The 26,448-nt window shown below is 43.2% G+C and carries 22 protein-coding genes; 17 read left to right on the plus strand and 5 right to left on the minus strand.

The genetic code is table 11. From position 1 onward, the window contains the following. Positions 1-12: 12 nt before the first annotated feature. Both F1644_RS12270 and F1644_RS12275 read right to left on the minus strand, forming a co-directional pair. Positions 13-924 (minus strand): fimbrillin family protein, encoded by a 912-nt coding sequence (locus F1644_RS12270; RefSeq protein WP_158571869.1) that lies wholly within the window; start codon positions 922-924, stop codon positions 13-15. Positions 925-1,194: 270 nt separating this feature from the next. Next, on the minus strand, positions 1,195-2,832 hold the full coding sequence (locus tag F1644_RS12275; RefSeq protein WP_118305262.1) for an ArnT family glycosyltransferase: 1,638 nt from the start codon (positions 2,830-2,832) through the stop codon (positions 1,195-1,197). Positions 2,833-3,007: 175 nt separating this feature from the next. Between F1644_RS12275 and F1644_RS12280 the strand changes: the two genes are divergently transcribed. The 7 genes from F1644_RS12280 (at position 3,008) to F1644_RS12310 (ending at position 13,374) form a co-directional block, all read left to right on the plus strand. Further along, positions 3,008-4,579, plus strand: coding sequence for an ArnT family glycosyltransferase (locus F1644_RS12280; RefSeq protein WP_118305261.1), 1,572 nt, complete (start codon positions 3,008-3,010; stop codon positions 4,577-4,579). An 86-nt stretch (positions 4,580-4,665) separates the two neighbouring features. Then, entirely contained in the window at positions 4,666-5,244 is a 579-nt protein-coding gene (locus F1644_RS12285; RefSeq protein WP_087419199.1) for an RNA polymerase sigma factor, read from the plus strand. Between the two features lie 69 nt (positions 5,245-5,313). Next, positions 5,314-6,429, plus strand: a complete 1,116-nt coding sequence (locus tag F1644_RS12290) for a FecR family protein (RefSeq protein ID WP_118305260.1) — start codon at positions 5,314-5,316, stop codon at positions 6,427-6,429. Between the two features lie 34 nt (positions 6,430-6,463). Next, positions 6,464-9,940, plus strand: coding sequence for a SusC/RagA family TonB-linked outer membrane protein (locus tag F1644_RS12295; protein WP_118305259.1), 3,477 nt, complete (start codon positions 6,464-6,466; stop codon positions 9,938-9,940). 10 nt (positions 9,941-9,950) lie between these two features. Next, positions 9,951-11,423 carry a RagB/SusD family nutrient uptake outer membrane protein gene (locus tag F1644_RS12300; protein ID WP_118305258.1) on the plus strand — a complete coding sequence of 491 codons (1,473 nt, stop codon included), beginning with the start codon at positions 9,951-9,953 and terminating at the stop codon, positions 11,421-11,423. 12 nt (positions 11,424-11,435) lie between these two features. Next, complete coding sequence (locus F1644_RS12305; protein ID WP_118305257.1) at positions 11,436-12,248, plus strand: DUF4465 domain-containing protein; 813 nt, start codon at positions 11,436-11,438, stop codon at positions 12,246-12,248. A gap of 7 nt (positions 12,249-12,255) precedes the next feature. Continuing rightward, complete coding sequence (locus F1644_RS12310) at positions 12,256-13,374, plus strand: thioredoxin fold domain-containing protein (protein ID WP_158572007.1); 1,119 nt, start codon at positions 12,256-12,258, stop codon at positions 13,372-13,374. A gap of 74 nt (positions 13,375-13,448) precedes the next feature. Here F1644_RS12310 and F1644_RS12315 read toward each other — a convergent pair whose 3' ends face one another. Together F1644_RS12315 and F1644_RS12320 are read right to left on the minus strand one after the other, a co-directional pair. Beyond that, complete coding sequence (locus tag F1644_RS12315; protein ID WP_087419205.1) at positions 13,449-14,060, minus strand: lipid-A-disaccharide synthase N-terminal domain-containing protein; 612 nt, start codon at positions 14,058-14,060, stop codon at positions 13,449-13,451. A 50-nt stretch (positions 14,061-14,110) separates the two neighbouring features. After that, entirely contained in the window at positions 14,111-14,845 is a 735-nt protein-coding gene (locus F1644_RS12320) for a glycosyltransferase (protein WP_118305255.1), read from the minus strand. Between the two features lie 132 nt (positions 14,846-14,977). On the opposite strand from F1644_RS12320, the gene pyrH reads away from it, so the two are divergent. From pyrH to zupT, 9 genes are all read left to right on the plus strand, one after another. Continuing rightward, entirely contained in the window at positions 14,978-15,682 is a 705-nt protein-coding gene (pyrH, locus tag F1644_RS12325) for a UMP kinase (RefSeq protein ID WP_087419207.1), read from the plus strand. Between the two features lie 54 nt (positions 15,683-15,736). After that, on the plus strand, positions 15,737-17,623 hold the full coding sequence (dxs, locus tag F1644_RS12330; RefSeq protein ID WP_118305254.1) for a 1-deoxy-D-xylulose-5-phosphate synthase: 1,887 nt from the start codon (positions 15,737-15,739) through the stop codon (positions 17,621-17,623). Between the two features lie 18 nt (positions 17,624-17,641). Beyond that, positions 17,642-18,340, plus strand: a complete 699-nt coding sequence (locus tag F1644_RS12335) for a Crp/Fnr family transcriptional regulator (protein ID WP_118305253.1) — start codon at positions 17,642-17,644, stop codon at positions 18,338-18,340. Positions 18,341-18,398: 58 nt separating this feature from the next. Then, entirely contained in the window at positions 18,399-19,595 is a 1,197-nt protein-coding gene (locus F1644_RS12340; protein WP_087419210.1) for a pyridoxal phosphate-dependent aminotransferase, read from the plus strand. 202 nt (positions 19,596-19,797) lie between these two features. Then, positions 19,798-20,952, plus strand: a complete 1,155-nt coding sequence (locus F1644_RS12345; RefSeq protein WP_087419211.1) for a 1-acyl-sn-glycerol-3-phosphate acyltransferase — start codon at positions 19,798-19,800, stop codon at positions 20,950-20,952. Further along, entirely contained in the window at positions 20,943-21,122 is a 180-nt protein-coding gene (locus F1644_RS12350) for a hypothetical protein (RefSeq protein WP_027200763.1), read from the plus strand. The genes F1644_RS12345 and F1644_RS12350 overlap by 10 nt, the downstream gene beginning before the upstream one ends. Then, complete coding sequence (locus F1644_RS12355) at positions 21,122-21,442, plus strand: hypothetical protein (RefSeq protein WP_087419212.1); 321 nt, start codon at positions 21,122-21,124, stop codon at positions 21,440-21,442. The genes F1644_RS12350 and F1644_RS12355 overlap by 1 nt, the downstream gene beginning before the upstream one ends. Positions 21,443-21,461: 19 nt before the next feature. Further along, the gene (gene gltX / locus F1644_RS12360; protein WP_118305252.1) at positions 21,462-22,985 is read left to right on the plus strand and encodes a glutamate--tRNA ligase; all 1,524 of its coding nucleotides are present in this window, start codon (positions 21,462-21,464) and stop codon (positions 22,983-22,985) included. Between the two features lie 77 nt (positions 22,986-23,062). After that, positions 23,063-23,878: a zinc transporter ZupT gene (zupT, locus tag F1644_RS12365; RefSeq protein WP_118305251.1), complete on the plus strand. Its 816-nt coding sequence runs from the start codon at positions 23,063-23,065 to the stop codon at positions 23,876-23,878. A 193-nt stretch (positions 23,879-24,071) separates the two neighbouring features. Here the strand turns inward: zupT and F1644_RS12370 are convergent, their stop codons facing one another. After that, positions 24,072-24,683: a nitroreductase family protein gene (locus F1644_RS12370; RefSeq protein ID WP_118305250.1), complete on the minus strand. Its 612-nt coding sequence runs from the start codon at positions 24,681-24,683 to the stop codon at positions 24,072-24,074. 241 nt (positions 24,684-24,924) lie between these two features. Between F1644_RS12370 and glpK the strand changes: the two genes are divergently transcribed. Then, complete coding sequence (glpK, locus tag F1644_RS12375; protein ID WP_168044052.1) at positions 24,925-26,433, plus strand: glycerol kinase GlpK; 1,509 nt, start codon at positions 24,925-24,927, stop codon at positions 26,431-26,433. Positions 26,434-26,448: the final 15 nt, after the last annotated feature.

A 26,448-nucleotide genomic window follows, 5' to 3' on the forward strand; every position in this document is an offset into this window, starting at 1 on the left:
TATTGTTTTAGATTATTCTGCCACCCCGCCATAATCCACCCCATCATCGTCCCATTGGCCGATATTGACGTTAATACCATTACTCGTTTTATTCACCTTCACGGTAAAAGTATATCTTTTATTTTTCTCAAAAGTATGTCCTTTTTTCAACGTGTAATCTTTTCCATTCACGTTAACCACCAATAAGTCAGTTTCACTAATACTTTGTGGCACAACAAGCGCCCTGTACAACCCGTCATTCTTTCCCAAAATAATGCTTTGCTCTTCATTTACAGCCTCAACTTCTCCCGTGGCCAGATTGATGGATGCCGCAAGCCGGACATGATTAAACTTTACCTGTATTGCAGCCTCATCCAATGCCGCTTGCGTGAAACCATTTCCCGGCTCCACCTTTACCTGCGCACAACTAAAAACGTGATTCAACGTGATATTAACGGCCTGTTCCGTTGGGCTTACCCCCGAGGTCTTTCCCCAAAGGAAATCGCTCGCCTTGTAATTATCCACGGATGCCTGATCCGCTTTCACGTTAAAAACATGGCCAGACACGCTTACCGATCCAGAATAGGGATAGTAAGCATAAAAATCCGCTTTCGTTTCATCATCTTTCCAATATATGGTCTGATCCGGTGTCCAAGAAGAATTGTAAACAAAACGCATATTGTTCACGTGATTCCCTGTATTTTGCAAATCACCAGCTTGTTGCCCGTCATAATTCACAACATACAATCCAATCTTGTCACCAGCTTCGAAAGTGGCATCTGTTGCCCTTGCAATATCCTGTACGCCAAAAAGCATTTTAATTTCTTTCCGTACCGGCTCCGGTGTCGGCTCTGGCGTTGGCTCCGGATCTCCACTACCGGATCCTCCAGAACATGCATATAGCAAAGCTATTAGTATAAACCCGATCTTCTTTCTACCTGACATGATGTTCATTTTAATAAAACTTGTAATTTTTATACAAAGGTAGGGGCATATCATTCAAAAATCAAGTTCATAATGGTTCATTTGCAGAAAAACAACTTTCCCTTAACATCCCATACAAAAGCAGGGACTGTCCTAAAAAGTCCTGCCTGTATTTACCATACTACCCCCTCCAGCTCCCCCTTACACAGGGGGAGAGCTGATTACCAAGCGATTTCTCCCCCTGTGTGAGGGGGAGTTAGTGGGGGTAGTTATTTAAAATGCTCTTTTACTTTATTTCTTTTCCAAGATCGTCACGTAACGAACAAATTTAGGAGAATAACGCTTTTTATCTGATTTCGGACGATTATTATTGTCGTAGACATCTATCAAACGTAGATTTACTTTCTCCTGTATCCCGACAGGCAGAACTTCCGTTGCTGGTTTACCGGAAACCAACACGACAGGCAAAGAATTCAAAAGTGTCGTATCGCTTTTTATATCCCAAGGCAGTATGCGGCGACCAGCCTCGTATACCAGCTCGATTCTCAATTCCTCATCCGCCGGGTAATAGAAAGGTACGTGTTGTAACTCTTCAATCTGACGGACGGCCTTGATACTCTTGATCTCCGTGTTATTGAACATATTGGCAACACGAGACATCAACAGGGTTTCCACAAGGATCAATAATAGCACGACTCCCGTGAATACTTTCATGGATTTTATCCTCACCCCGCCCGCGAAAATTGAATAGGCGGCAACAAGGAACAGGATCGAAACAATAATCAAAAGGGTCAACCCGACTTCTCCTTCCCGGTAAAATAGAAGATAGACGGCAACCGGCATTCCTAAAGCGATCAATGCCGGGATAAAAGCATTCACACGAAATACGACACGATCACTCGTCGTGAGCGTTTTTTCCTTCGCGGCGGTGAATATATAAACGATATAATGTGCCACAACCATCGCGGCCGGAATCAGTAACGGCAACAAGTACCGAGTTTTTTTCTCCGGGAAAAGAGAAAGTAACACTAAAGTAACCACAGTCCACAAAACGGCAAACGTGTACTCCTTACGCATTTTGATTTTCTTCTTTAACCACGGCCAGCATAACCCGGTCAAGAGGAACAAAGCCCAGATTCCCGACTCGGCAAAGAACAACCAGTAGTAATACCAAGGACGTACATTTCTCTCGATCCAAGCCGTTGATTCTTTCGCCAGCACGAACAAGGCTGTATCCCGATGGAACACATACAGATAAAGCGGCCACCAGAAGCTGATTACTATAAATAACAGCAACATGACCACGATAGGCCAGCCTTTTCTCTTGAGAGAAGGACGATAGATCCATATATAAGAGATCAAGAAAGGAAATAATAACGCATAGAATGCCACAGGCCCTTTACCCAAGAAAGACAAGCCCAAGAATATCCCGGCCCAAACAAAATTAGCCCAACTCGTTCGCACGCTCTTTATCCCTTTATAGAAGAAAAATATTGCTCCCAGCATAAAACTATGGCAATAAATATCCCATGTTGCCACCCGTCCTGCCATAATGACATTAAAGCTGGTCGCCATTACCAGAGCGGAAAGCAATCCCAATAACCTGTTGCCACTTAAAGCCGAAGCAAAGAAATAGAGGAAAAAAGCCATCAGCGTGGCCATAATCCCGGCGGCAGCACGCTGCAAAGATATATTATCCGGTTGCAAATATTCGATTCCCGCGGCTACCCACGTCGGAAGAGGGGGTTTTTCCAAACGCAGTTCCCCGTTCATGGTAGGCACCAACCAGTTGTCATATTCAATCATTTCATGCGCCGTGACCAAATTACGGGACTCCATAATATCCTCATAAACAGAACCATTATTCACGAAAAAGGCGAACCAACAAACGATAAGAATAAAAAGATAATGAATATAGTTTTTCTGCATAATCTTATGTACACGTTTAGATTAGAGTGCAAATTTATAATAATAAAACTATTTTCAAGAGCATATCCTTCAAATAATGCAGGAAGAATTTTTTCTCCGGATGTAACAAAAAAGAAACATTTTTGGTATACATTTTGGACGTGTTTTGCGCGAAAAGGATTTACATACTATAATCATGAAAATTGAACGATATTTTATATTGCTTATTTTGGTGATTCCCGTGTTGATCCTACGGGATTTCACTCCAAACAACGAACTGAAATACCTCAGTATCGTTGATGAGGCCCTGCGAGACGGGTATTTCTTTACTTTCTACCATCAAGGAGAACTTTACGCGGATAAACCGCCCCTTTATTTCTGGTTACTCATGTTGAGCAAATGGATCTGGGGAGAATATAATATGTTTGGTCTTTCACTTTTTTCTATTATTCCCGCCCTGATTTCTGTCTATATCATGAATACATGGGTTGAAGAAAAAACCACCACATCCTTGAGATGGAACGGTTCGCTGATGCTCTTCACAAGCGCATTTTTTATCGGTTCGGGCCTTGTCCTGCGCATGGATATGCTGATGTGTATGTTTATTCTTCTTGCCCTGTACACGTTTTATAAACGTTATTCGGGCAAGGGACAACCGAGAGACCGTTTCTTGCTGCCCTTCTATATTTTCATGGCCATCTTTTCGAAAGGGCCCATCGGGTTTATCGTTCCCTTGATAACCATGCTCGTCTTTCTACTGGTGAAAAGAGACATCCGTTCCTTCTGCCGGTATTTCGGCTGGCGGGAATGGGGTATTTTATCGGGATTCTGTGCCATATGGTTTCTCGGTATTTATCTCGAAGGAGGATCAACTTACTTGAACAATCTTCTTTTCCATCAAACTATAAACCGAGCGATTGATTCGTTCGACCACAAAAAAGCATTCTGGTATTACGGGGTGACGTTCTGGTACTCCGTGGCCCCCTGGTCTATCCTGTACATCACGACAATCGTTATCGCGATAAAAAAGAAACTACTCACGACAGATAAAGAAAAACTTTTCCTCTCGGCAATCGTCTCGACTTTCGTCATTCTTTCCCTGTTCAGCGGAAAACTGGACATTTATATGCTACCCCTGTTCCCGTTCTTCACGTACTTGACGATCCTGTTGCTCCCGAAAATCAAGGAGAAATGGATCACATTTTCCGTATATATTCCCGTGATAGCCCTTACCATCGCTCCCATTGTGGCATTTTTCATCCGCAACAAATTTAATGTTCCCGACTCACCATTTATTTATGTCGCCATCATAACATTGTTTATCTTCAGTTTAATAGCCTGTTATTTACTATATCGCAAACAAATGTACCGGGCCATCAATTGTGCCGCACTGGGAATCCTAGCCACCCTGTTCACGGGAGCCTTTGCCTTACCCCGGATTAATCCATACATCGGTTTTACCGCTATGGCGAAAGAAGCATATCATATATGCGAGGAAGAGAATATCGATCATTATTACTATTACAAATTCCGCAGCGGGGAAAACATGGACGTTTATTTAAAGGAAGAGGCCATAAAGGTCACGAATGAAGATTCTTTATTTAATATCTACCAGAAAGGCGACTGCATGATTTTCGTCAAAGAAAAGAACGTTACACGTTCCCCGGCACTCGCCAACTGGATTCAACAAACCCATCACGAGAAGATCGGAAACTTTTATCTTATCCACCCCACTTTAAATACATCGTCTTTATATGATCAACCTTAGAAGTATTTCTATCCATTTACATACTTTATCCCTATATCTTGAAAAATACGATTAAGAGGTGAAACATTTTTTCCTATATTTGTCCCATGGTAACAATCAAGGACACAACATTAATTAAATCTTTCAATGAAGGGGATCCTATGGCTTTCAAAGTCATATTCGATCGCTATTATAAGATTTTGTGTTCCTATACCTACCATTTTATCCGCACGCCTTATGCTGTTGACGATATTGTGCAGGACATTTTCGTAGCTCTATGGAACAGACGGGAAAAATTTGATTGTATCGAAAAAATCAGTTCTTTTCTTTTTGTCTCCGCACGTAACGCTTGCCTGAATCATGCCAAACATGAACAAATGAAAGCAGCAAAACTGAAAGAATTTGTTGCCCAAACAGATGAAGCCGTTTACGATGATTATATCATTATGGCCGAATTCGACCAGAAATTAAACCACTGGTTGGAGTCCTTGCCCACAGAATGCCGCAAAATTATCGATATGTCTGTTTCCGGAATGAAAAATGACGAAATCGCCAAAGCCCTCAACATTTCCATTAATACGGTAAAAAATCAGAAGGTCAAAGGATTTAAAATTCTCAAGGAACTATATAAGGATGAATATCTTACAATCCTGTTTTACATTTTCATATCACTTGGTGCAAAATAATTTTCAAAAAAATAAATCCCGCATAGTACGTTAGAAGGAGTCGATTGTTATACTATAAAAGAGATAACAATGACACCTAAAGATTGTGAACATATCGCCCATTTGCTTTTCCTAGCTTACACGGGGGAGGTAAGTCCCGACCAGCAAGAGGAGTTATCCCGTTGGTTGAAAGAGGACAAACATCACGATGATTTGTACCGGACAATCATGGATCACGAACGAATTCGCTCGGAACAAGAGGTATTTTTATTATTCAACCAGCAAAGAGCTTGGACAAAGATTTCACAAAAGACTTACCGAAAAAGCAAAATGTTATATACCAATTTTTTACGGTATGCAGCCGTATTCATTTGCTTTATCTGTGTCAGCGTGTATTTCCTATACCCCGATAAGCCGGAAGAAAAGATCGAAATTGTCGAGTTATTCTTAGAACCCATTTCTCCCAAGGCTATCCTACAAAACGAACAGGAAGTACGTATATCCCTGCCGGGTCAATGCTATTCGATAAAAGATAGTACCCGTCATAAAAAACAGCTTGAAACATCTGAAATCCTGCGAATTTATGTACCCAAAGGAGGTGAGTTCGAACTTGTGTTAGCTGACGGAACACGTGTCTGGATGAATTCAGAGACAGAATTAAAATTCCCCCGTGTTTTTACCGGGGACAAGCGACAAGTCGAATTGGTTTCCGGAGAGGCTTATTTCGATGTCAGAAAAGATAAAACAAAACCATTTATCGTTCGGAATAAGGATTTGGATTTAACGGTGTTAGGTACTCAGTTTAATATCCAGAATTATTCCGACGAGCATGAAATTATAACAACTCTAGTCGAAGGTGCCGTGCAATTATCATCCGACAAGACCATTCTACACCCCGGGGAACAGGCCACTTACAACAAAGCAACACGAGAAACACAAGTTGAAACGGTAGACACGGAACTCTTCACGGCATGGAGAGAGGGACGATTAATTTTCAAGTCTACTCGCTTGGAGACGGTCCTGAAACAATTGTCCCGTTGGTATGATGTTAAATTCGTGTACGAAGAAGAAAGATTAAAAGACTTAATCTTCTCCGGAAAGATGAAAAAATACGATAACGGTAATGTTATTTTAGGAATATTAAAAGCTACAGGAAAAATCGATTTTATACAACAAGACTCTGTTATACATGTAAAGAGACAATAAAAAAAGACTTTAGTACGTTTAAAAACCAATAACCATGAAAAAAAATTCATCAATCCCCAAAGCGGGATTCAGACTTTTTCGGCCTAACCCGAGAATGTTCGGAAAACTATTTGCTCTTTTTATCTTCATGACATTTTGCACTTACTCGTACGGAGTGAGTCAAAACAAGAAGATGGATGTTCACTTCAACAACGCCTCGATTGATTTTGTTATCGAGTACCTAGAATCGGCAACGGACTACACGTTCGTGTACAACGACACGGATAAGGAAGGTGTTAAAATAACCGTCTCGTTGAAAGACGCGGACATCGTGACAATTTTGGATGCTGTATTTAAAAACACGCCCCTCGCTTACCAGATAAAAGAAGATCGTATCGTGGTGCTAAGACGTAAGAATAATACGGTAAAAGCTGAAGAGGAGAAACAACTGGTCGTGAAAGGACGCGTGATTTCGGAAAAAGACAAAGAACCTATTATCGGGGCCACCGTTATCTTAGAAGGTACGACTTTAGGGGTTGCTACAGACGTGGAAGGCAAATTTTCAATCAACGTTCCGGAAGATGCGAAAACACTCGTCATCAGTAGCATCGGTTATGCTAAATATCGGTTCGCATTGAACTCAAATGTTTTCGACAAACTCAATATCATTCAACTGAAAGATAGCGTGAGTTTCGTTGACGAGGTGGTTATCGTCGGTTATGGAACCACCAAAGTAAAAGATGCTACCGGAGCCGTATCCCGACTCGGGGAAAAGGATATTGCCATGTCTCCGGCAGGAGCAAGCGTGCAAAGTATGTTGCAAGGACGGGCCCCCGGAGTAAACGTCATGATTCAATCGGCCTCTCCCACTTCCCCGGTAAATGTTATGATTCGAGGAATTTCAACGTTAACCGGAAACACTCAACCGTTATGGGTTATTGACGGAGTACCCGATTATTCACAAAGTTCCACAGGAGACGTAACCAATGCTTTATTCAACTTGAATTTATCAGACATTGAAAGCATTGATATATTAAAAGACGTATCTGCAACAGCAATCTACGGTTCCCGGGCCGCCAACGGTGTCATCATCGTGACCACGAAAAGGGGTAAACTAGGGATGCAGCCGACCGTGGACCTTTCTCTCCGAGCCGGAATCCAGACCATCAATTCAAACAAGCTAAACGCCTTGAATGCAGCAGAATACAAGCGTTTCGTAGAGACAGTCGGTCGTCAATCCATTGAAATTGCCGGATTCGATTACAATACCCGACTCTTTTTCAATGAATCCAAATTCAATCAATTGAACACGAGCCAATGGGACGGCAGTATGCTGGAATTACTCCCCGATGCTTTCATGGACGGAGATACCGACTGGTGGGATGAAATGACCCAGAATGCTTTGACCACACAATGCGACATTTCCGTGCGAGGTGGAACACAGAACTCGAACTACTTTATCTCTTTCGGATATAATGACCAAAAAGGTGTTGTAAAGGGAGGACGCAGCAAGCTGTTAACAGGGCGTTTGAATTTTGAAACATTAATCGGGAAACAGGTCAAACTAGGCGTCAATCTATCCGGATCGTCCAGAAAAACCAATAACAAGGATAATCTTATTGACAATATCATCCGATTCCGCCCAGACTTCCCGGCATATAATGAAGACGGAAGTATTAACCTGGTAACAACAAGCACGGTGATCGAAAACCCACATTTAACCCTGGCTAACCGAAACGATGGACGAGGTTTAACTTTCTCCGGTTCTGCCTTTCTGGAATGGACAATTTTGGACGGTTTGAAATTCAAATCTACCGGAACGGTCAATTACACGAATTCGCAAACCGACATTTTCTCGAAAAAAGGGACACGAGGATATGCCACGGCCTACAATAGTCGCAACTTAGGTAATAGTGAGAACAACACCTACGTGTGGGATAACACGCTGACTTGGATGAAAACTTTTGGCAAACACAATTTGGTTGCCATGGTCGGACATTCAATCGAAAAATACAAATCCAGAATGCTTTCCGGTGGTGCGGAAGAATTCCCAGACGAAAAGGTATTAATTAATCTAGGTAGTGGGGCTGACTCCTGGGCAGATAGTGATGAAGCCGGGAACACGCTCGTATCAGCCATTGCTCGTGTGAATTACAAATACAACAATCGTTACCTAGCAACCTTTACTTTCCGTACGGACGGCTCCTCGAAGTTCGGACCGGACAAGCGCTGGGGATATTTCCCTTCCGGAGCGCTCGCTTGGGTGATCTCAGAAGAAGAATTTATGGCCCCCTTGAAATTATATATTCCTTATTTGAAACTACGGGCTTCTGTCGGGAAAATCGGTTCACAGAACTTAGGCAATTATGATTATATCTCCCTTATGGGAGCTGCAACCTATGACGGACAACCGGGAACAAAGCCGACTTCTTTGGGAAATCCGGTCCTTCAATGGGAAGAAACAACCTCTGTCGACGTGGGTCTTGATTTCGGTTTGTTAAACGAACGCCTTCGCGGAACAATCGGATACTACAATAAACAAATCAACAATCTGATTTATGACGGTTCCGTGCCTGCAAACTCATCCTACACGACTGTCAACCAGAATGTAGGAACAATCGCCAATGTCGGATGGGAATTTGACATCCGGGGTGACGTTATCCGGACGGATAAAGTGAACTTTGAAATCGGCTTTAATATCGCCACGAATTCCGGAAAAGTAAAGAAACTGGATGGGATCGTGAAAGAGCTAAAAATGCCTTACTATTACGAATATGTTCGTTTGGTTGAAGGCGGACACATCGGAGACTGGTACGGTTATCAATACGCCGGTCGGCTGTTCCGAACCCAAGAAGAAATTATCGCACTGAAACCGGTGTCATCTACCGGAGTGCAGGAAAATTATTTCGGAAGTTATGATTCTCCGGGTGACGCATACCTGATTGATCAAGACGGAGATGGAAAGATCACGGCAAAGGACAAAGTAAAACTGGGTAATTTCAATCCAAAATTCTTTGGAGGTTTCAACCTCTCTCTCAGTTGGAAAAATTTATACGCAACCGCCGTGTTCACTTACTCGTACGGAGCGAAAAGAATGTGGTATTATCAATATGAGAAAACATCCGGCGTGGGGACCTACAATGTGTATAACTCGATATTTGATAGTTACAATTTCAAAGGAGGCGATGCATTATTCCCAAGGTTAGCCTACGCAGGAACCGTGGCCAATGCTTTATGTGACCTGTATATTCACGACGCCTCGTTTTTACGGATGAATTCTTTGAACTTGAATTATCGCTTACCAGCAAAATGGTTTACCGGAACGTTCGTGAATAACGTGGAATTATCTTTCTCTGCATCCAACTTGTTCACCATCACGAAATACCCGGGCTTTGACCCGCAAGGGAACTTCGGATCGACCTCGACATCTGCAACCGCCAATGACGTAATAACCGTGGCGCAAGGTGTTGATTACAGCACTTATCCATCAGCGAGAACCTATAGCCTTGGTATTAAATTTACATTCAAATAAATTCTGCACCATGAAAAGAATCATATATATTTTGATCTTTGGATTCATCCTATCATCTTGTGATGATTTCCTAACAGAAGAGCCCGTGCATAAACAAACCCTCGAAAATGCCGTGGTGGATTATGACGGGGCACAAAACATTATCAATGGAATGTATGCCTCATTAACATTGGGAAGTGGTACTTCCGGAAGTGACTTTTTCGGAGGTAGCCTAGCTTGCGCCTTGTCTTCTCAGGCAGGAGTATCTCGTGCGGGAGGAACAACATTCTATTCGATGTCATATACTTCCACCACCAGTGGAATTGCTACTTATTGGCAACAATGGTATGCCTGTGTGAATGCCGCAAATGCAGCCATCATTTCTATCTCAGCATTAGCAGATAACAAATTCCCCGATACAAAAGAAAAAAGTCGAATGATCGCCGAAGCCCGTTGTTTCCGGGCATGGGTAAACGCACACTTGTTATGGTGTTTCGGGCATTTTCAAACAGATGATGCATACGGGATTTTGTATAGAGAAGAGTTGAGCGACATGGTTAACGTACATCGGGATCGTTTGAGTGTAAAAGATAGTTATCAAAAAATATTTGATGACTTGGATACAGCAATCAAGGATCTGGGAGACTATACAACTTCCAAACGCCTGTCTCGTCAACTGGCACAGGCGTTGAAAGTCAAACTATTGTTAAACCGGGGTTGGGAAAGTGACTACGCAAACGCTTTATCACTATTGAATGAAACGATTTCCACTCTTCCAGCTGATTTCAAGATGGACCCGGATATGAAAAACATGTATAACGAAGCATGGGATTCAAAAGAAGTTTTATGGGCTCGTTATCTTGAAGACGGTAGCGGACGGGCATATTCCGAATTCGCATACACGCAAACCATCATACAGACGGGTGATCTTCTGGTGGTCGGTCAAGAACCATCATCTCTGAAATCATTCTATCCAGAATTCAATTCATGGCTAGAGACTGATCCCCGATACGATGTAACAATGGGATGGGCCAGACGCCTGAATGCTAACGGACAACAATATTTCTGCCCAACCAAAGTTGCCAGAGGCGGACGTGCCGATATGAATGACAAATTTACCACGTATTATTTCCGTTACCCGGAATTACTATTGATGCAAGCCGAATTAAGAGCCAGAACAGGAGCTACGATTGCAGAAGCTCTTGCTCCGATCAATACACTCCGAAACAACCGGACCAATCCCGTATTATCCCAAATCCCGGAACCTGCAACCCGCAATGAATTGATGGACATTATCTTTAAAGAATATTGTTTGGAATTATTTGTAGAAAACGGAAGCGAATGGTTTGCTTCACTGCGTTTCGAAAAAGACGGGAATCCTTGGTTCAAAACATTAAAGCCTGATGTATCTGATGTAAGTACAAATAAATATTGTTGGCCAATCCCCGCCGTGGAAACCAACGTGAACAGTCAAATAAAACCCAATCCCGGTTTCGATAATTAAAAACTTGAAGTGATGAAAAAATTAATCTATATTTTACTCGCAAGTGTCACGATGCTCTTTACGGCATGTGAAGATGACTATGACAAACTGGTCAAAGAACCCAATGATGTTACGTTGAATGAATTACAATTAGAAAAATTTACTCATATCATTCCGGATGGCGGTTTCAAATCCGGAGAAATAACATTCAATACGAAAAAGAATTCAGACGGAACTTTTAGCGGATTCGCGTATTCCCGCCGAAGTAATCGTTCATTTACTTGGAGTGGTACTGATGCTGCCTTAGATTCTAATCGTTTTAGCGTTTACACGCCCCGTCCCAACCAAACGGAAGTGTACGCTGTTGCCTGCGTGAAAGATGATGATGTTTACTTCACGCTGGATAAAGCTACTATTGTCGAGCATATTCTAGTGGCAAACACGACATACGCCTATTTCGCAATGAATTATGGAAAAGATACAGGCCCCACTCCTATCGCTAATCCTAATGTTCCTTCTGCACCCAAGGGTATTTGGCAAACCTATGCACCCGGAGTGGAACGGGCATTGAACCTTGACGGAGATTATTTTAAACTGATCATTAAAGGTTTCTTGGGAGATACCCACACAGGAACGGTTGAATTTTACTTGTGCTGCCGCAAGGGAGCCGATCCGGCAAATCCAACATTCAATTTTCTCCGTTCAGACTGGATAAAAGCCGATTTGCAATCCTTGGGGGTTGTTGATAAAGTCGTTTTCAATGTAGAGTGTTCGTATCGGGATAATAATCAGCAGAGTTTGATTCCCGCCTGGTTCTGTCTAGATGGAATTCGACTCCAAAAATAATGTTGTTATGATCAAAAAGTATTTTTTACTCCTGTTAGCAACTATTTTGCTAACGGGAGTACACGGACAAAACCGACAAGTGGATTTGCCCAAAAATATCCCTTTACAGGACATTCTAAAAAAAGCGAAAAAACAAAAGAAACATGTATTATTGGATTTCGGCTCTCCAAGATGTTCCCCTTGTCTATTTATTAAAAACAAAATATTCACAATCGATAGTATAGCAGATTTTATCAATGAACGTTTCGTGAGTGTTGATTATACCGAAGGCCCCGAAAAGAAACGATTAAGTAAGATTTACGAGGTTTACACGGAACCCGTACTTCTAATCTGCGATGCGAATGGTAGGGTCATGCACCGGATGGAAGGAAAATGTACCGCAGGCGAAATGATGGCCCGCCTACGCCAAGGTCTAGACGTGAAAAATAATCTGACTGCACAAAAATTAATGTATGACAACGGGAACCGATCTTCAGAATTCCTGATCAACTATCTGGAAACTCTTCATATTGCCGGTTTAAGAACCCAGAGAGACTCCGTATTACAAAATATTTTCTCACCCTCGTTTCATGTAGATTCTTTAAAAACACCCAAATACTGGAACGTGTTCTTGCGCTACAACGAGTCCCCTGTTAGTCGAGAAGGAAGTTATGTATTCAAACATCGGGAAGAATTCTATAAATTGTTTGGACAACAAATCGTCAATGGAAAAATTGACCAAATGTTTAACGGAAAACTCCGCACGTACACGTACGGACAAACTCCCCCCATTGAATCAAAAGAGTACAGAGATATTTTGGAATGCCTTCAAAATACCGACTACCCAAAATCTACCGAATGGCTTATTTACTTGATGCCCACCCAGTATAAATTCAAAGACTGGATGGCAATGGTTAAGGCTATCGACCATGCCATTGACCTCAATATTCCCAAAGGAAAGGACAAACAAACTTACATGATTATGATGTCCCGACAAATTTGCTGGTATTCGAACAATTATGAAGCTCTGACCTATGCACTGAAGTGGATTGATCAGGCGATAAAATCAAGTGACGATTCTCAAAAACAAAAACTACAAGATGAACGGGAACAAATCATCGAAAAAATGAATGAATTAAAATCATAAAATTCATATCGAATCTTTTCTAACAGGTTGTAAATTATTAGTTCTTGAAAATAGGCAGGTATTTACAACCTGTTTTAGTTTCCGGCTCTTCTGGACAAATAAATATTCCGACTATAAGCGATTAACCCGGTTGACTGCCCTAAAATTAACACGGGATCACGCCGATAGATAGCATAGGAAACGATGATCAGGGAACCAAAGAGGCTGATCACCCAAAAGCCTATCGGCAAAAGTGATTCATCTTTTCGTTTGGAGTAGATCCACTGGTAAACAAAACGCAAGGTGAAAATAATCTGTCCCATAGACCCGTAGATCAAGAGCCACAAAGGTATCTTTTCGTTCCGAAAGAACTGATCGACAAAAGCGCTTGCATCTTTAAGCATGTATAAAATTGCCGCCACCGGGGTCAGAAGTAATAGTGTCCGGATAACAAACGGTAATTTCTTCCATTGATGTTTTTTGTCCAGATTCCAGATATAGATATAGTAAGATATGATTTGTCCCAGAATAATCGCGAAGTCATCCCTCAACCATCCATATACAAATAACAGGTAGGAACCCACGATACTCAGCTGCCAGAAAATAGCCGGAGAGATCACTTTTTTGGCCCGCTCCGATAAGATCCATTGTAAAAGAATCCGGGCAGAAAAAAACACCTGAGCAAGAAATCCTATAACATAAATCATTTTGTAAACTAAAAGTTTAAAGATAAAAACTAAAAGCTAGAAACTACATCTCAAGAATTCAAATTATTCTCGGCGACTTGATAGTTGATATACCTTTTTCTCATCCAGCGGTAAGCAAAACAATCTTTAAAGGGCCCGACCAAGCGATTGGCCAGATTATACTTAGACTTCCCGGCAATACGGGGAAAATGACGAACCGGAACCTGTTTCACTTGTCCTTCCTGCAATTGAATCAAAGCCGGTAGAAAACGGTGCATCCCCGTGAAGAAAGGAATTCTTTTGGCGTAATCCGTCCTTAAAACCTTCAGAGGACAACCTGTATCTTCAACCCCGTCATGCGTCATCATCCGGCGGAATCCATTCGCGATACGAGAAGACATATTCTTGACAAAACTATCTTTCCGTCCGGTACGGATGCCCATGACCATCTCGTATTGATCCACAAATTCCAACAATTTATTAAAATCCCGTGGAGTGGTCTGGAGGTCAGCATCAATGTAGCCGACCCATTTTGAAAAGCTATTATCGATTCCGGCTTTCATGGCAGCACTCAGTCCCCCGTTTCGAGCCAAATTCAAAAAGAAAAATGCCTCGTTACGCCCACAAACTTCCCGAATCAAACGTTCGCTATCATCTTTCGAACCGTCATTCACGAATAACACGCAAGAAGACACCTTCGCATCCTTTAAAAACTCTCCCAATTCTTTCTCTAACCTTAAGATATTCCCTTCTTCGTTATACACTGGAACAATGATAGTTAATTGATAGTTTGCGGTCTTATTCATCTGCCGAAAAATTTATATTATGAATTTAAATTATAGTTATAACAAAAATCACTAGCTTTGTTGTTACGTTTTTACGTGCAGGAACAACGTTTTTTTTCTGGTTTTTGTTATAAAATTTAAACGAACAAAGATATGCAATATAACCGAATTTTGTTAAAACTCAGTGGAGAATCTTTAATGGGCGAGCAAAAATATGGTATTGACACCCGGTGTCTGGAAAGCTATGCCCGTCAAATTCATGAAATCGCGGAGATGGGAATCCAAATCGGAATCGTCATCGGAGGTGGAAATATTTTTAGAGGACTGAGTGGCACAAATAAAGGTTTTGACCGGGTAAAAGGGGACAGCATGGGTATGTTGGCAACCGTTATCAATAGTTTGGCTTTAAGTTCCGCCTTGGACAACGAAGGCTGTAAAAACAAGGTACTAACTGCCATTCGCATGGAGCCTATCGGGGAATTTTACTCGAAAGCCAAAGCCATGGAATATTTGAAATCCGGACACGTGACGATTATCAGCGGGGGTACCGGAAATCCTTACTTCACGACAGACACGGCCAGTAGCTTACGGGCAATCGAAATCGAGGCAGACGCCATGTTTAAAGGCACCCGCGTAGACGGAATCTACACGGCAGACCCGGAAAAGGACCCTACGGCAACGAAATTTGACAAAATCACGTATGATGAAATATACAACCGGGGACTTAAAGTCATGGATTTGACGGCAACAACCATGTGTAAAGAAAATCATTTACCGATTATCGTGTTTAACATGGATCAGCCGGGTAACCTTAAAAAGGTCATACTGGGAGAAAACATCGGAACAATCGTGTACTAATTGAAAATGGAGAATTAAAAAGACAAATTCCCCTATTGTTTTCAATAACTAATCATGAGTGAGGAAAAAAGAAATATACTAAACACTATAAATTCTCCCGATGATTTGAAAAAGGTCCCGGAAGACGACCTGATTCAATTATGCAAGGAACTGCGCGAGAAAATCATTGACGAGTGTTCGGAACACCCGGGGCATTTTGGCGCCGGGCTGGGAGTTGTCGAACTGACCGTCGCGTTACACTACGTGTTTGATGCTCCTTACGATAATATTGTATGGGACGTCGGACACCAAGCCTACCCTCATAAGATTCTGACCGGGAGACGGGATAATTTCTCTACCAACCGGCAATATAAAGGTCTCAGTGGTTTCCCTAAAAGAAGTGAAAGCAAATACGACGCATTCGGAACGGGACATTCCTCGACCTCTATTTCTGCCGCCTTAGGTATGGCTGTTGCTGCAAAAATGAACGGGGAGGAAGACCGCCAGTCGGTTGCCATCATCGGAGACGGTGCCATGACCGGGGGATTGGCTTTTGAAGGCTTGAATAATGCCGGTATAAATAACTCCAACTTGCTAGTCATTCTAAATGACAACAACATGGCCATCGACCCGAATGTGGGCGGGATGAACGAGTATTTGCTGGACATCACGACCTCAAAGACCTACAACAAGCTCAAGGAGGACATCTGGCATATTCTCGGTCGGATCAACAAAATCAGTCCGGGCGCCCGGAACTTTATCCAGAAAATAGATAACAGCATCAAATCGCTCATGTTACGCCAAAGTAACTTGTTCGAGGCTCTTGGTTTCCGGTACTTCGGTCCCGTGGACGGCCATGACGTAAACCACCTCATCAAGGTACTGAGAGATTTGAAAGATATAAAAGGTCCTAAACTTTTGCATTGTATCACGGTCAAAGGAAAAGGATTCAAACAAGCGGAAATAGACCAGACAACCTGGCACGCCCCCGGAAAGTTCAACAAGGAAACCGGAGAGCTGATCAAAGAGAATAAACCTAACACACCTCCTAAATTTCAGGACGTGTTCGGAAATACCATTTTGGAACTGGCACACACCAATTCCAAGATCGTGGGAATCACCCCTGCCATGCCCAGTGGATGCTCCTTGAATATCATGATGAAAGAGATGCCTGACCGCTGTTTTGACGTGGGTATCGCAGAACAACACGCCGTGACTTTCTCCGCCGGACTTGCGGCACAGGGGTACGTCCCGTTCTGTAACATCTACTCTTCATTCATGCAACGCGCCTATGATCAAGTGATTCATGACGTGGCCCTTCAGAAACTGAACGTGGTTTTCTGCCTTGACCGAGGCGGACTGGTAGGAGCCGACGGATCAACACATCACGGGGCTTTCGACCTAGCAAGTTTCCGTTGCATCCCGAACATGACAATCGCCTCTCCTTTAAACGAGGAGGAATTACGTGATATGATGTACACGGCTCAATTACCGGATCAAGGACCATTCTCCATTCGCTACCCGCGGGGTAACGGAACCATGGTTGACTGGCGCACCCCGTTCAAAGAATTAACCATCGGTAAAGGCCGTTGCCTGATTGAGGGAAACGATATTGCCATTCTTTCCATCGGGGCCATCGGGAATGAGGCGTTGAAAGCCATACAAAAAACGACAGATCGTTCCGTAGCCTTCTACGATATGAGATTCCTCAAACCACTGGATGAAGAATTACTTCACGAGGTATTCCATAAATTCAAAAAAATCATTACCTTGGAAGACGGAACAATTGTTGGTGGGTTAGGAAGTGCGGTACTTGAATTTATGGTAGACCACGGCTATTCAGCAAAAATCGTGCGACTGGGTATTCCCGATCATTTCGTGGAACACGGAACACAACAACAACTTTACCATGAATGTGGATATGATTGTGAATCCATTTATCAAACAATCTGTTCCATATAAACAACAGCAGACTTGACTATGAAAGAAGAGGCTTTATTACCAGACGTAATCGAATGCATCAGTAAATTCAAGCTGACATTTAAAAACGTGACGGACTCGGAAATCGAGGCCCTGTTCGTGGATAATGCCATCAAATTCTATAAAAAAGGAGAATATATTTACAACGAAGGAGCCCGTATTAAAGGATGCTATTTCCTTTTCTCGGGTATCGTGAAAATCTTCCAGACCGGGGTAGCCGGAAAAGATCAGATCATTCGTTTCGGAAAAGAAGGCGACATTTTCGGATTCCGCTCGGTCATTCGTAACGAGGCCGCCTGTACTTCCGTGGAAACGATGTCCGATTGCATCCTGTGTTACATTCCCAATGCATCTTTGATGCACATGATCACCCACAGTCCCAGCTTTGCCTACGAGATGATGCAGATTGCCTGTAAAGAACTGGGTGACGCGAATCGATATATCCGGGAAATCGCACAAAAATCGGTGAAAGCCCGATTGGCAGAAATCCTGTTATTGATCGCATCCGATTTCGGGGTAGAAGAAGACGGGACTTTAAAACTTAACGTTACCCGGGAAGATTTAAGTAACTTCGTAGGAACCGCAACAGAAACGCTAATTCGCCTACTTTCTGATTTAAAGAACGAAGGACTGGTTGAAGTGAAGGGGAGGAAAATTAAATTATTAAATCGAGACAAATTAAAAAAAATGGCAGATTGAATTAAAATCACTCAATATGTCTATATTTGTACAGGATAAATTTAAACTCAAATAACTTATGCCACAAATCTCAGAAAAAGGAATGGCGATGCCTTCTTCGCCCATCCGTAAACTCGTTCCGTTCGCGGACAAAGCTAAAGAAAGAGGTATCAAAGTATACCACTTGAACATCGGACAACCGGACATTCAGACTCCCGATGTTGCATTGCAGGCATTAAAAACCTGTAACGAAAAAGTGATCGAATACACTCACTCTGCAGGAAATATCTCTTACAGAAAAAAACTAGCCAAATATTACCAGAACATCGGAATCAATATCGATGAAAATAACATCATGATCACGACCGGAGGCTCTGAGGCCATCACGATCGCTTTCATGTCTACATTAAACCCGGGTGACGAAATTATTATCCCCGAACCATTCTACGCGAACTACACGGCTTTCGCCTTGATGTGCGGTGTAAAGGTAAAAACCGTTACTTCTTCTATCGAGAATAACTTTGCCCTGCCCCCGATCAGCGAAATCGAGAAAGTGATCACTCCCCGCACAAAAGGAATTGTGATCGTGAACCCGAATAACCCGACAGGCTATTTGTATTCCAAGGAAGAACTGGAGCAACTAGCTGTAATCGTGAAGAAACACGATTTGTATCTGTACGCAGACGAGGTATATCGTGAATTCTGTTATGACGGTTACAAACATTTCTCTACCATGCAATTGGCAGGTATCGAGCAAAACGTGATTTTGCTGGATTCCGTGTCAAAGAGATATAGCGAATGTGGATTGCGCGTGGGTGCTTTGGTTACTCGTAACAAAGAGGTTATGGCGGCTGCCTTGAAATTCGGAATGGCCCGTCTGTGCGCCCCGGCAATCGGACAGATTGTTGCCGAAGCATCACTGGACACCCCGGCCGAATATTTCGAAAGCGTGTACAACGAGTATATCGAAAGACGTGATTTCATGGTAGAGGCCCTGAACAAAATGCCGGGAGTTGTTTGCCCGAAACCCAGAGGAGCTTTCTACGCCGTGGTAAAACTTCCCGTGGATGATGCCGATACTTTCGCAAAATGGTTACTGGAAGAGTTTGAATACAACAAACAAACCGTGATGGTCGCTCCGGCCAGCGGATTCTATTCAACCCCGGGACTTGGGAAAGATGAAGTTCGTATCGCTTACGTACTCAAAATCGAGGAATTGAAAGGTGCCATGGAAACATTAGCCAAAGCACTCGAAGTATATCCCGGAAGAGTATAATACAACTGCAAGCTAAAAAATCCTGTGATTTAGCCATTGACCTTGATATCAAGAATGGCTAAATCACAGTTTTTTTATCCATATCCCAATGGATAATCCATATAAACTAGGGCTTTCTCCCCTCATTTTCAATTGTCAATTTTCAATTGTCAAATTTCTTATCTATCTTTGCTTCGTGATTTCTAATAACTAAAATTACGACATGACTTCGGATTCCCAATTTAACGCAATCAGACCCTATATCGGAGAAGAAATTCCGGCCGCCGTAGAGCGCCTGAGCCAAGCAGAAGAATTTCTGACACTTTTCTCCCAAATGACAAGGGTTGATAAAAGCAAAATACAAGAACAATTACAAGGCATCACGAGCAGAGAGCAATTTCAAGCTCAATTCTTTGGCCCGACGATTCAACGGTTGATCGCCGGAACGACCAAAGGAGTTACTGCCACCGGATTGGAATACATCGAGAAAGACAAGAGTTACCTTTTCGTATCCAACCACCGGGACATCATTTTGGACTCGGCTATACTTAACGTGCTACTGTGTGAACGAGGATGCCACTACTGCGAGGCAGCTATCGGGAGTAATTTATTAATCAATAAATGGGTTACCGACCTGGTTAAATTGGATGCTTGTTTCATCATTGAACGCGGATTACCGGTAAGAGACATGATTACCAGTGCCAACCTACGTTCTCATTATTTACGGGATGTTATTTATGAAAATAAAGATTCTGTTTGGATCGCGCAAAAAGAAGGACGTACCAAAAATGGGGACGACCGGACACAACATAGTCTGTTGAAAATGTTCCGTATGAGCGGTCCCAAAGACTTCGTGGAAAACTTTAAAGAACTCCGGGTTGTTCCGGTTTCAATTTCCTACGAATGGGAACCTTGTGACGATCTGAAAACAGACGAATTGTATCAAAAGACCGTGGGCGAATACGTGAAAACCCCGGCAGCCGATATGCGAAGTATGCAACAAGGCTTATCCGGATTCAAAGGACGGGTACATTTTGCCATCACCCCTCCCATCGATCATGAACTAATCGAGATCGACGAGCAAGCCAACAACGGAGACCGGATTGCGGAACTAGCCGCATTCATGGATGCCCGTATTCAAGGAAACTTCAAATTGTGGCCGAATAATTATATCGCCTACGATTTACTCCACAGCACGAATAAATTCGCTTCCAAATACAACGAGGAAGAGAAAGAAAACTTTATCCGTGTCATGGCTGAAAAGTTGGAAAAATTAGAAGGTAATCGTTCTATCTTGAATAATATCTTCCTTGAAATTTATGCCAACCCGGTTAAAAACTCAATTGAACACAATTATTCATCACCAGTATGCGAATAGCCAGATACTTATTAATTTTAGCCGCGTTCCTGATCATGATTTCCAGCGTACTCAGCATGTATCATGGTGGAGACCGCACGGCAGTATATGTAAACGTGGGAGCCATGGCTTCCCTAGCCGTAGCCGTTGGTATTCTGAATTTCAAAAACCCGCCTAAAAACAGAAGGTAATGTATAAGTTCAAGCGCAACATATACTTGGAAGATCGCACGATTGAAATGTGGTTTGGACTAACTAGTAAAAGTCGGGATCGGCATAGTAATTTTACCCTGTACCTTCTTACCGAAGGGCCGGACAGCCCGTTCAGTTACGCGGAACAAATCAAGAGTGGCATAAACTCCAAAAGTGAGGCGGAACGTTATGCCATTAAATATGCCAAAGACCTGTTGCATCAATTACTGGAACAGGAAAAAGCACCGAAAGACACGGAACCTTCTTCAGACGAGGATTCCGATTTCGACGAAAACCAGGAAACAAACGAACAGGCATAATATTCAAAATCAATAAACAATGGATAGAAAAGTACGAGTAAGATTTGCTCCCAGTCCTACCGGAGCCCTCCATCTAGGAGGTGTGAGAACAGCTCTTTTCAATTATTTATTTGCCCGTCATCACGGGGGTGATTTTTTATTACGAATTGAAGACACGGATCAAACCCGCTACGTTCCGGGTGCCGAAGAATATATTATCGAATCATTAAAATGGTGCGGCCTCACTGTCGATGAAGGTGTCGGCGTGGGAGGTGAATACGGCCCCTATCGTCAAAGCGAGCGGAAACCGCTTTACAAACAATACGCCCTACAACTCGTGGAATCAGGGAATGCTTACTATTCTTTTGACTCCGCGGAAGAACTTAACGCACAACGGGCTGCCTGCGAGTCAAAAGGCGAAACATTCATGTACAACGCCATCAGCCGGAAGAACATGAAGAACTCGCTAACTATGAGTGCCGAAGAAGTGAAGACATTGTTGGATAGCGGGGCAAACTACGTGATCCGTTTCAAAATGCCTGAAAACGAGGATCTCTATTTACAAGATATTATTCGGGGTGAAGTACATTTCAACACCTCGTTACTTGATGATAAAGTTTTATTCAAGGCTGACGGGATGCCTACCTATCATCTGGCAAACATCGTTGATGACCACTTGATGAAAATATCCCACGTAATCCGCGGAGAAGAATGGTTACCCTCTCTCCCGCTACACGTGTTATTATACCGTGCTTTCGGTTGGGAAGATACCATGCCGGAGTTCGCTCACTTGCCGCTAATTCTAAAACCCGTGGGTAACGGAAAGTTAAGCAAACGTGACGGAAATAAAATGGGATTCCCGGTATTCCCGATGGAATTCACCGATCCCGAAACCGGAGAAAAATGGCACGGGTATAAAGAAGACGGTTATTTGCCGGAAGCCTTTATCAACATGCTGGCTCTATTGGGATGGAATCCCGGAACAGAGCAAGAGATCTTCACGTTACAGGAATTGTGCGATCAATTCTCGCTGGAACGCGTGAACAAATCCGGGGCTCGCTTTAATCCGGACAAGGCCAAATGGTTTAATCACAAATACCTGGTACAAAAAAGTGACGCGGAACTAGCCGTTCAGTTAAACGAATTCCTTGTAAAAGACGGGATTTCTTATGACATGGCAAAACTGGAAAAGATTTGTCGCCTTCTGAAAGAAAGAGCCAATTTTGTCGCGGACATCTACAACTCATCCCAGTACTTCTACCATGCCCCTCAGGCTTACGATGAGAAAGGCGTGAAGAAAAGTTGGAAAGAAGAAACTCCGATACTTATGCAGGAGTTGATCGAGGTACTGGAAAAAGTGGCCGATTTCACCTCTCCAAACACGGAAGAGGCCGTGAAAGAGTGGGTTTCCGGAAAAGAAATCGGATTCGGAAAAATCATGAATCCTTTCCGGTTGGCTATTATCGGTTCTGCCGACGGCCCGCATATGTTTGATATTATCGAAATCTTAGGAAAAGAAGAAACTTTAACACGTCTTCACCGTATTATATCAACACTGAAATAACTCTGAAGACAATAACACAGAAAGTCAGAAAAGATCCACAGACCCTTTCTGGCTTTTTTGTCTACACAAAATAAACGATGGAACTATCTTGGGATAACGTATTACTTGCCTTTGCCCTCACCTTATTCGCCGGATTATCAACCGGTATCGGGAGTGCCATTGCCTTCCTCACCAAGAAAACCAACAAGAAATTCCTGTCCCTCTCCCTCGGATTCAGTGCAGGAGTGATGATTTATGTCTCATTCGTGGAAATATTCCCGACAGCCCAAGAGGCTTTGCGAGAAAGCTACTCCGAGAAAATAGCCGATGTTATCGTGGCCATTTCATTCTTTGCAGGGATGGGTCTGATTGCTATCATTGATAAACTCATTCCCTCGTATGAGAATCCGCACGAGGTGAAATCCGTGGAAAGCATGGATGCCAATCAACCGCATGACAAGAAGTTGATGCGCATGGGAATATTCTCGGCTCTCGCTATCGGGATTCACAATTTCCCGGAAGGATTAGCGACATTCATTGCCGGGCTATCGAATCCCGAAATTGCCTACCCGATTGCTTTTGCCATCGCCATACACAATATCCCGGAAGGAATTGCCGTATCTGTTCCTATTTTCTTTGCTACCGGAAGTCGTAAGAAAGCATTCAAGCTATCCTTCCTCTCCGGCTTATCGGAACCCTTAGGAGCAATTATCGGGTTCTTCCTCATCTACACTTTTATCGGAATCAATTCTGTTATCCTAGGCGTCCTATTCGCACTCGTGGCTGGTATCATGGTTTTTATCTCCCTGGATGAACTTTTGCCCACCGCCAAAGAATACGGGGCGCATCATCTATCCATTTACGGACTGGTCGCAGGCATGGCGCTGATGGCTTTCAGCTTGTTACTTTTCTAAAATATTAGCTAGCCCTTGTCTACCGATAGACCGGGACAAAAAGACAACAACTTCATAGCATTTACATAGCAAGAACACTGGAGATTGTACTTGCTATGTTCATGCCATGTAGATGCTTGGTACTTGTCTTAGTCCATCCCTAGCTTACCCCCGGAGTAAACATGGACAAGCGTGTGGACATAACCTCTCCCAATTAGTATTTATTCCGATGCACTCGTTGCGGGTCAAACTTATCTTTCGCTTTCTGTGGGCCATCCGGGTAACCTATCGGAATCACGCAAAGAGGCACGATATTTTCCGGTAATCCCGTATTCTGGCGTACAACATCAATCCGATCCTCATAAGGATAAGCTGCCGTCCACACGGCACCAAGTCCCAATGCCTCCGCTGCCAACAATACATTCTGTGTTGCCGCGGAGCAATCCAGATACCAATAAGAAGAAAGTGTCGTATCCCCACAGACAACAATAGCCAACGGGGCATTTGTCAACATTTTAGCATAAGGCAATTTCGCAGCCATCGAATCAAGAGCCTCCCGATCCGTCACGACCACAAACTCCCACGGACGTCTGTCCATACCGGAAGGAGCCGCCATACCGGCTTTCACCATGGCATCGATCTTATCTTCCTCCACACTCTTATTCAAATACTTCCGAACACTTTTCCGTTCAGCTATATTTTCCAAAACAGCCTTTGACTTCAAAGTCGTTTCATCTTGTTTCTGATCTCCCATACACGATGTTTTTAAAATTACAATTGCAAGTACTACGACAAGCAACAGGTAAAAGGTATTCCATTTCTTCATTTTCTTTCAATATTAATATAAAATTCATTCCCCCGAAGATACGAAAAAATGCTCTCCCCCTTATTTTTGAATTTATATAAAAAACATTTTTATTTGTAAACCGTATACCGGATTAAGGTTTGAATTAATTATTTTTGGCTAACTTTTTGTTGACAAAAAGAGTGAAGAGAGGGCTAGAAACAAACCATTTGACGCGTGACAATATAAACGAACACAAGTTATACACTATAATAACTATCAAATGAAAGCAGAAAAATATGTACTCGCACTAGACCAAGGAACAACCTCTTCCCGGGCCGTGCTATTCTATCATGATGGCAATATCGTTGCCATGGCTCAAAAACCGATCGAACAACATTATCCTCATCCGGCTTGGGTGGAACATGATCCGAATGAGATCTGGTACTCGCAATCATCCGTTGCGGCTGAGGCTGTTGCCAAAGCAAACCTTACAGGACTTGACATTGCTTGTATCGGGATCACGAATCAACGTGAAACCACCATCGTGTGGGATCGGGAGACGTCCCTTCCCGTTTACCGTGCCATCGTGTGGCAAGACCGACGTACAGCCGATATTTGCCGGGAATTACAAGAAAACGGATATACCGATATGATCCGGGAGAAAACGGGTTTGATCATTGACGCCTATTTCTCCGCCACCAAAATCAAATGGATTCTCGACAATATCGAAGGAGTACGGGAAAGAGCCGAAAAAGGAAAACTATGTTTTGGAACCGTTGATAGCTGGCTAGTTTGGAAATTCACTCACGGACGAGTACACGTTACCGATGTCAGCAACGCATCGCGTACCATGCTTTTCAACATACATACCCAGAAATGGGATAAAGAACTTCTTGATCTGTTCAACATCCCGGAATCCATGTTACCGGAAGTAAAAAGTAGTAGCGAAATTTATTCAGAAACGGCAACGACCTTATTTTCAACTAAAATTCCAATAGCGGGAATCGCGGGTGACCAACAAGCCGCCCTATTCGGCCAACTCTGTATCGAACCGGGTATGACGAAAACCACCTATGGAACAGGATGTTTCATGGTGATGAACACCGGCAACGAAGTGATTACTTCCGAGAATAACTTGCTGAGTACGATTGCATGGAAGATTGGAGATTCTGTAACTTATGCCCTAGAAGGAAGTGTTTTCGTGGGAGGTGCCGCCATACAATGGCTACGTGATGGTATCAATTTGATCCAAAGTGCAAGCCAAAGTGAAACGCTGGCGACTTCTGTACCGGATAACGGCGGAGTCTACTTCGTCCCTGCCCTCACGGGTATGGGAGCCCCATACTGGGATCAATATGCCCGAGGTGCCATGCTGGGCCTTACGAGAGGGACAACCCCCGCACATATTACCCGGGCCACACTTGAAGGCATAGCTTTCCAAGTCTACGACATTCTGAAAGCCATGGAACATGACACGAAACGTACCTCTCCGGAGATGCGGGTAGATGGTGGAGCCGTGGCCAATAACTTCCTGATGCAATTCCAAAGTGACATTTGCCGGGAAACCGTGATCCGTCCGAAGATTCTTGAAACAACAGCCCTGGGAGCCGCATATCTGGCCGGACTAGCTACCGGATACTGGCGGGACACGGAAGAATTACGCCAACAATGGAGTATCGATCGGGAATTTACCCCTATTGACACAGAGGAACACGTGAACGCTATGCTCCATAAATGGCATAGAGCTGTTGAGCGCGCAAGAGCCTGGGAAGAACTGGGTGAAGAATAATACTTTTAGTCTTTA

Origin of the sequence: Butyricimonas paravirosa, assembly GCF_032878955.1 — a bacterium.
Classification (GTDB): domain Bacteria; phylum Bacteroidota; class Bacteroidia; order Bacteroidales; family Marinifilaceae; genus Butyricimonas; species Butyricimonas paravirosa.

Bases quoted from the DNA above. Each gene is read 5' to 3' on its own strand.
- F1644_RS12270 (WP_158571869.1), bottom strand. From the start codon at position 924: ATGTCAGGTAGAAAGAAGATCGGGTTTATACTAATAGCTTTGCTATAT.
- F1644_RS12275 (WP_118305262.1), bottom strand. From the start codon at position 2,832: ATGCAGAAAAACTATATTCATTATCTTTTTATTCTTATCGTTTGTTGG.
- F1644_RS12280 (WP_118305261.1), top strand. From the start codon at position 3,008: ATGAAAATTGAACGATATTTTATATTGCTTATTTTGGTGATTCCCGTG.
- F1644_RS12285 (WP_087419199.1), top strand. From the start codon at position 4,666: ATGGTAACAATCAAGGACACAACATTAATTAAATCTTTCAATGAAGGG.
- F1644_RS12290 (WP_118305260.1), top strand. From the start codon at position 5,314: ATGACACCTAAAGATTGTGAACATATCGCCCATTTGCTTTTCCTAGCT.
- F1644_RS12295 (WP_118305259.1), top strand. From the start codon at position 6,464: ATGAAAAAAAATTCATCAATCCCCAAAGCGGGATTCAGACTTTTTCGG.
- F1644_RS12300 (WP_118305258.1), top strand. From the start codon at position 9,951: ATGAAAAGAATCATATATATTTTGATCTTTGGATTCATCCTATCATCT.
- F1644_RS12305 (WP_118305257.1), top strand. From the start codon at position 11,436: ATGAAAAAATTAATCTATATTTTACTCGCAAGTGTCACGATGCTCTTT.
- F1644_RS12310 (WP_158572007.1), top strand. From the start codon at position 12,256: ATGATCAAAAAGTATTTTTTACTCCTGTTAGCAACTATTTTGCTAACG.
- F1644_RS12315 (WP_087419205.1), bottom strand. From the start codon at position 14,060: ATGATTTATGTTATAGGATTTCTTGCTCAGGTGTTTTTTTCTGCCCGG.
- F1644_RS12320 (WP_118305255.1), bottom strand. From the start codon at position 14,845: ATGAATAAGACCGCAAACTATCAATTAACTATCATTGTTCCAGTGTAT.
- pyrH (WP_087419207.1), top strand. From the start codon at position 14,978: ATGCAATATAACCGAATTTTGTTAAAACTCAGTGGAGAATCTTTAATG.
- dxs (WP_118305254.1), top strand. From the start codon at position 15,737: ATGAGTGAGGAAAAAAGAAATATACTAAACACTATAAATTCTCCCGAT.
- F1644_RS12335 (WP_118305253.1), top strand. From the start codon at position 17,642: ATGAAAGAAGAGGCTTTATTACCAGACGTAATCGAATGCATCAGTAAA.
- F1644_RS12340 (WP_087419210.1), top strand. From the start codon at position 18,399: ATGCCACAAATCTCAGAAAAAGGAATGGCGATGCCTTCTTCGCCCATC.
- F1644_RS12345 (WP_087419211.1), top strand. From the start codon at position 19,798: ATGACTTCGGATTCCCAATTTAACGCAATCAGACCCTATATCGGAGAA.
- F1644_RS12350 (WP_027200763.1), top strand. From the start codon at position 20,943: ATGCGAATAGCCAGATACTTATTAATTTTAGCCGCGTTCCTGATCATG.
- F1644_RS12355 (WP_087419212.1), top strand. From the start codon at position 21,122: ATGTATAAGTTCAAGCGCAACATATACTTGGAAGATCGCACGATTGAA.
- gltX (WP_118305252.1), top strand. From the start codon at position 21,462: ATGGATAGAAAAGTACGAGTAAGATTTGCTCCCAGTCCTACCGGAGCC.
- zupT (WP_118305251.1), top strand. From the start codon at position 23,063: ATGGAACTATCTTGGGATAACGTATTACTTGCCTTTGCCCTCACCTTA.
- F1644_RS12370 (WP_118305250.1), bottom strand. From the start codon at position 24,683: ATGAAGAAATGGAATACCTTTTACCTGTTGCTTGTCGTAGTACTTGCA.
- glpK (WP_168044052.1), top strand. From the start codon at position 24,925: ATGAAAGCAGAAAAATATGTACTCGCACTAGACCAAGGAACAACCTCT.